The sequence below is a fragment of the Lactobacillus kullabergensis genome (assembly GCF_000967195.1).
In the GTDB taxonomy this organism is placed as follows: Bacteria; Bacillota; Bacilli; order Lactobacillales; family Lactobacillaceae; genus Lactobacillus; species Lactobacillus kullabergensis.
This window is the reverse complement of the sequence record NZ_KQ033871.1, coordinates 381,613-387,828: the sequence shown is the minus strand read 5'-3', so window position 1 is coordinate 387,828 and position 6,216 is coordinate 381,613. Positions and strand designations below refer to the sequence as shown.

7 protein-coding genes and 1 pseudogene are annotated in these 6,216 nt (G+C 36.6%); 3 read left to right on the top strand and 5 right to left on the bottom strand.

Going from position 1 to position 6,216, the window contains the following annotated elements; genetic code table 11:
* Positions 1-543: pseudogene (locus JF76_RS10305) on the top strand (glycerophosphodiester phosphodiesterase); the annotation flags it as partial.
* Between the two features lie 31 nt (positions 544-574).
* On the opposite strand, the gene JF76_RS02345 reads toward JF76_RS10305, so the two are convergent.
* On the bottom strand, positions 575-1,576 hold the full coding sequence (locus JF76_RS02345) for a substrate-binding domain-containing protein (protein ID WP_045927659.1): 1,002 nt from the start codon (positions 1,574-1,576) through the stop codon (positions 575-577).
* Between the two features lie 149 nt (positions 1,577-1,725).
* Between JF76_RS02345 and JF76_RS02340 the strand changes: the two genes are divergently transcribed.
* A complete protein-coding gene (locus tag JF76_RS02340) occupies positions 1,726-2,826 on the top strand; it encodes an aminopeptidase P family protein (protein ID WP_045927658.1) in 1,101 nt (366 codons plus the stop codon).
* An 80-nt stretch (positions 2,827-2,906) separates the two neighbouring features.
* On the opposite strand, the gene JF76_RS02335 is transcribed toward JF76_RS02340, so the two are convergent.
* Together JF76_RS02335 and JF76_RS02330 are read right to left on the bottom strand one after the other, a co-directional pair.
* Entirely contained in the window at positions 2,907-3,323 is a 417-nt protein-coding gene (locus JF76_RS02335) for a hypothetical protein (protein ID WP_045927657.1), read from the bottom strand.
* Between the two features lie 17 nt (positions 3,324-3,340).
* Positions 3,341-3,766 carry a DUF948 domain-containing protein gene (locus tag JF76_RS02330; protein ID WP_045927656.1) on the bottom strand — a complete coding sequence of 142 codons (426 nt, stop codon included), beginning with the start codon at positions 3,764-3,766 and terminating at the stop codon, positions 3,341-3,343.
* Between the two features lie 111 nt (positions 3,767-3,877).
* On the opposite strand from JF76_RS02330, the gene JF76_RS02325 reads away from it, so the two are divergent.
* Positions 3,878-4,693 carry a mechanosensitive ion channel family protein gene (locus tag JF76_RS02325; protein WP_045927655.1) on the top strand — a complete coding sequence of 272 codons (816 nt, stop codon included), beginning with the start codon at positions 3,878-3,880 and terminating at the stop codon, positions 4,691-4,693.
* A gap of 95 nt (positions 4,694-4,788) precedes the next feature.
* Here JF76_RS02325 and JF76_RS02320 read toward each other — a convergent pair whose 3' ends face one another.
* Positions 4,789-5,403, bottom strand: coding sequence for an XTP/dITP diphosphatase (locus JF76_RS02320; RefSeq protein ID WP_045927654.1), 615 nt, complete (start codon positions 5,401-5,403; stop codon positions 4,789-4,791).
* A gap of 13 nt (positions 5,404-5,416) precedes the next feature.
* A complete protein-coding gene (murI, locus tag JF76_RS02315; RefSeq protein WP_045927653.1) occupies positions 5,417-6,205 on the bottom strand; it encodes a glutamate racemase in 789 nt (262 codons plus the stop codon).
* Positions 6,206-6,216: the final 11 nt, after the last annotated feature.

The following is a 6,216-nucleotide window of genomic DNA, read 5'->3' as shown; positions in this document are numbered from 1 at the left end:
ATGATGAATCCTTATGTGCGGGATAAGCAAAATAAATTTGTTTATCCGGGGCAAAAATTTGAGGTAATGTACGGGGTCAGAGCCCATAATCAGCTTTACTATCAAATTGCCAACCAGACCTTTATTTCGGCAGAATTTGTTAATATGGATTTAACACCTGAAGACATCGCACCTTATCAAAATAAGCAAGTATTAGCCAAGCCGCAAAAAGACGTTCATGTTTACCGCTTTCCTGATAATCAATCAAAAACTAATAAAGTTTTACCTGCCAATACTTTGTTTAAAATAGAGAACTTCAATGGCAGTCCCAAAAGTTTATGGCTGTATACATCCTTAGGCTGGGTCAAAGCAAATGATATTCTGTTCTATGGCTTTTTTGACCAAAGCAGTTGGCAAAATTATCGTCATTTACCACGCATAAGTCGCTATTCCAATATTGCGTTAACTCCCTATTTACCACTACAATCTGCTAAACCGCTCAATACTTGGCAGCAGATAAAGCAAATTCAAAAATTATCCACTAAAAAAGTGCTGCATAACTAACATGCAGCACTTTTTATATAATAAACAATTTTTACTCATTTGTTGTACTTTGTTTTTTTAATATTTCATAAGGAAGTTCAATCTGAGTTTCTGGCACTTCTTCATTATTCATCAGCTTAGTGAGCATTCTCATTGCTACTGCGCCAATATCATAAAGTGGTTGCCGAATAGCTGTCAAAGCGGGACGGACAACTGAGGCAATTTGCGTAGCACTTGCAGTAATTATTTCTAATTCTTCAGGCACCTTTTTACCAGCATCAATTGCGGAATTCAAAATGCCAACAGCAGTAACATCATTGGTTACAATTACGCCATCGACACCATCCTGATCTAATTGTGACAATAAATTATATCCGTCAGAATGATCCTTAACATTGGAATAAATATGACCTTCACCTAAGTTATGATCTGACATAAATTTCTTGTAAGCTGGAATTCTGTTTTGTACATTAACTACAGTATCAGGATTGCCTAATACCAAAGCCAAATTCTTTCTGCCATCATTATAAAGTAGATTTAAGGCTTCTGTATCTGCCTTTTTATAATCTATGGCAACTGACGGAAAGTCACTGTGACTATCTTTAGTCCCTGCCAGAACCACTGGAGTATCAGTACGCTTAAAAGCTTCAACCGCTTCTTCAGGCAGTGTATCTGACATGTAAATTACCCCATCAACCTGTTTATTAAGCAACCCTTGAATCGCCTGGTCTTCTCTCATCAAACGGTTTTCAATACTGGTAATGATGATATTGTATTTGTACAAAAGAGCAATATCATCAATACCTTTTGACAATTCTGCAAAATAAAGGTTGGTTAAATCCGGTACAATTAACCCAACCGTAGTAGTTCTTTTGGACGCAAGGCCTTGAGCTACGGCATTAGGTTGGTAGTGCAACCGGTTGATTACTTTCATTACTCGATCGCGCGTATCTTTACGCACATTTGTATTGCCATTAACTACTCGTGAAACTGTGGCCATTGATACTTTAGCCTCACGAGCTACATCATAAATTGTAATATCTTGTTTACGCATTCTTGGTTCCCCCATCTTAATTTTACTAGTATAAAATTTATCATTTTTTTTAGGAAAGTGCAAACGTTTACAACTATTCTTTCATTTTTTCAAGTCGAGAACATGATATACTTTCTTTAACTATGAATTCAAAATGGAAGGAAGAAGCTATGAATTTAACAAAATTACAAGAATGGCTGCAAAGTTCTGACAACGATGTTGCCTATATTTCTAACCCAACTACAATTGCCTACTTTACCGGATATGATATGGAGCCTCACGAACGAATTTTTGCCCTTTTAGCATTCAAGGACCAAGATCCATTTGTGTTCGTGCCAGCTTTAAACATTGAAGAAGCAAAAAACTCAGCGTGGAACGGTGATGTATACGGCTATCTGGATTCAGAAAATCCGTGGGAAATTATTGCTGACAAGGTAAGAAGCAGAACAAAAGAATATCAAAAATGGGCTTTAGAGAAAAACAACCTTTCTGTTTCTCACTACCAACTCATTCACGAACAATTTCCAGATGCAAATTTTGATGGTGATCTTTCAAATTTCGTTAATAAAATTCGCCTTTATAAAACTCCTGAGGAAATCAAACAATTGCAGGCCGCAGGACGTGAAGCAGATTTTGCATTTCAAATTGGCTTCGATGCTATTAAAGAAGGCGTAACTGAGAGATACATAGCAGGACAAATTGAGTATCAGCTCAAAGTGCAAAAAGGAGTAATGCATGAAAGTTTTGAAACTATTGTGCAGGCTGGTGCCAATGCTGCCAATCCTCATTTGGGTCCTACTATGAATAAAGTTAAGCCAAATGAATTAGTTCTTTTTGATCTGGGTACTATGCACAATGGTTATGCTTCAGATTCCAGTCGGACCGTTGCTTATGGCGAGCCAACGGCTAAGGAAAGAGAAATTTATGAAATTGATCGTGAAGCTCAACAAGCTGCTATCGATGCGGTCAGACCAGGTATGACAGCTTCTGAACTCGACAGTGTTGCCCGGAATATCATTACAAAAGCCGGCTATGGAGAATATTTTATTCACCGTTTAGGTCATGGAATCGGAAAAGAAGTTCACGAATATCCTTCAATTGTCCAAGGTAATGATCTCATAATTGAAGAGGGAATGTGTTTTTCAATTGAACCCGGGATTTACATTCCAAATGTTGCGGGTGTCAGAATTGAGGATTGTGGAGTCGTTACTAAAGATGGTTATAAGCCATTTACTCACACCAGTAAGGAACTCAAAGTTCTGCCTCTTTAAACAAGAACTTAAATTGTTTGACTAAACAAAAATGGCACTAGCAGCAATATCTTTTCTGCTAGCGCCATTTTTAATTAATTTTATGGTCTGGAATATGGGTCGACAGGTGCATCAGACGGATCAGATGGACCTTCAGGCTTTGGAGGTTCCGGATGATTAAAATCATCATTTGTTTCTGCATGATGCAGATCATTCGCTACATCTTGAGCATTATCTTTATCCTGCGCGTCATCATCTTTTGAATTATCAATAACGATATCATCAAAATCCTTTAGTTCTGAATCATCCTCTACATTCTTAGGGAATGAAGCCAGTTGATTCTTTACTATTTCTGTACCGTTATCATATTTTTTCTTTAAGTCTTGAACAGTTTCATTGTTCTTAACTTTTTTCTTCAATTCATCGATTTGGTCATCACTTACTAATAGAGAACCAGCAAGAAACCCTGCTGCGGTCCCAACAATAGTACCTAAAACAAAACTTACAAATTTTTTCATAAAAGTAACTCCTTTTACTAATCTTCACCTTTACGTCGCTTATGCCGTGCGAACACCGATGCTAAAGCAGATGACATCAATCCATTACGTTTCCAATGAAAATTATTGAAACGTTTTGCCATTTTTCTGGTAGAGGTATTAACATCTGAAACGCTTTCGCCTAGATCAGCTGCTGCCTGAACAACAGGATCAATAGTTTTCATTTTAACATTAACATCTGCTAACAAGACACTGGTTTTATCCAGCAAGTCCCCGGTCTGATGAAGTAAATCATTCACATCTTCAGAAATTTGTTGAATCGACTCATTAGCACTTCGGATCGTTTTTTCTGCTTCTCTAGTAGCTTTTGCGGCTCGAATAAGCACTGGAATTGTGAAAAGTACTAAAATTAATAATGCAATGGCAGCAATCAACCCTGCTAATGCACCATAAGAAAATTTCATCTTTTACCTCCAATTCTATACCTAAAAAAAGTCTAGCATGAAAATGCTTTAATCTCAATCTATATGTCATATTTTGTTATAGTTAATATGCATATACGAAAGGTAATTACAATGAATAAAATATTTCAAATCAACAAAAATGTCCTCAAATTCAACTGGGACAGACTGGGTGAACAAGTTTTGGCAATTGTCTGGCAGTTAGCAATTTCATCCATAGTTTTTTACTTAATTGATCATTTTGGCAAAAAAATTATCAGCCATTATTTGAAGCGCAGTAAAAGAAAGCAAAATAAGAGAACACAAACTGTTACAGCATTAATTAACAGTATCTTTGAATATACAGTAATCTTCTTTTACTTATTTGCGGTTTTATCCATTTTAGGCATTCCAATTGGAACTCTGCTTGCAAGTGCCGGTATTTTTTCACTAGCTTTAGGTATGGGAGCGCAAGGATTTGTCAGTGATTTGGTTAATGGCTTTTTCATCTTAAGCGAAGATCAATTTGATGTGGGTGACATTGTTTCCATTAACAATCAAACAGGAGTTGTAGTTCAGTTGGGTCTACGAACTACCAGACTTAAAGGATCCGATGGTTCTATTATCTACATTCCGAATCGCAACATTTCAATAGTTCAAAATCTGGCTCACGGTGGCATTGGTTTGGATATAACAATGCAGCTTAAAGCCAATAATGACTTTGCAAAAGTTCACGACATTATTAACCAAATTAATAATAAATTGAGTACTAATTTTGATTTTCTAGTGCAAGAACCTAAAATAGTTGGTATCACAGAACAAACAGCACAAACTGTCAATTATGTTGTTCATTTTCAAGTCAAACCTGGCCATGAAAAAGAAGTTCAAGATGAGTACCTGACACAATATTTAAAAATTTTACCCGAAAATAAAATTTTATTGGCAGAATAAAAATAAAAACTGATAAAAATCAAATATGGTAAAATCAACAAACTTATTATTATTTTTGTTGAGATATGACTAAAGATTTTCATCAGTTTTTTCATTTATTCAAACTGAGCCAGCCAATTGGGTAACTCTTTAAGCAATTGAGATATCGCTTTTCCCCGATGAGAAAAACTATTTTTTTCAGCAACTGTCATCTCTGCAAAAGTTTTTTGCTTTTCAGGCACATAAAAAAGTGGATCATAGCCAAATCCATCATCGCCCTGAGGCGCGGGTAAAATTAAGCCTTCACACTGACCTGAAACAACTAAATCCTGGTCAAAATGACCTGGCTTAGAAACTACGATTGTAGTATTAAACCTGGCTGTCCGTTTTTTTAAAGGTACTCCGCCAAGTTCTGCCAGCAATTTGGCATTATTCTTTTGGTCATTATGTTCGGGACCGGCAAAACGCGCAGAATGAACTCCGGGAGCACCATCAAGTGCGTCAACGATTAATCCAGAATCATCAGCTATTGTCAACATATGACTGTAATCTGCTAATTCGTGGGCCTTCAACTTAGCGTTTTGCTCAAAAGTTATTCCATACTCATCAACTAAAGGTGGTCTATCTAAATCAGCATTTGTTTTGAGGCTAACATTAATTGCAGCAGATTTAAATGCTGATTTTAGCTCTTTGACTTTTCCTTTATTGGTAGTAGCAAATAATATTTCCATTTTTTCTCCTTTACTAAAGGTGCTGTGCACTAAATTTCTCATCCTGTAATACTATTTTACCAAGTTCATCAAACATTTTGACATCACCTGTAGTATAGTACTCGTGCTTTCCTTTAGCTGAACTGTCCGTGAACATCTGATCACGTTTCATAATATTATATGTATACTGGGCAACTTGATCAGCAGGGTCAATTATTTGTACAGCCGGTTTTACGCACTGAGCAAATTCATTGCGAATAATCGGATAATGAGTACATCCTAAAACTAGAGTATCAACACCTAAATTGTTTATTGGCAATAAAATCTTTTTAAGTGCTGCCATATAAGCTTGATGTCCCGCATTGGCTTCAATTAGAGGTACAATTTGTGGAGTAGCTAGTTCGCTCACCGTTATCTCGGGATCACGTGTCTGAATTTCCTTTTGATATGCATGTAAGCCGACAGTCATCTTGGTAGCCACGACTGCAACATTTTTGTTTTTTGTTGCATTTGCAGCTGCAACGGCACCTGACTGAATTACGCCAATAATTTGCGGTTCAATTTCTTTTTGAATAGCTTTCATAGCCACTGCCGTGGCCGTGTTACAAGCAAAAATAATCAATTTGACGTTTTTGCTCAGCAAAAAGTTAACACTCTGCTTAGTAAGCGCGATAATTTCCGCTTTAGACTTATCACCATAAGGAATATGAGCATTATCACCAATAAAAACGGTCGCCTCGTGTGGCATTTTGCCAATAATTTTTTTGACTACTGTCAACCCGCCAACACCAGAATCTAGCAAGCCAATTGGTCGGTTATCCATTATAAAAGTCT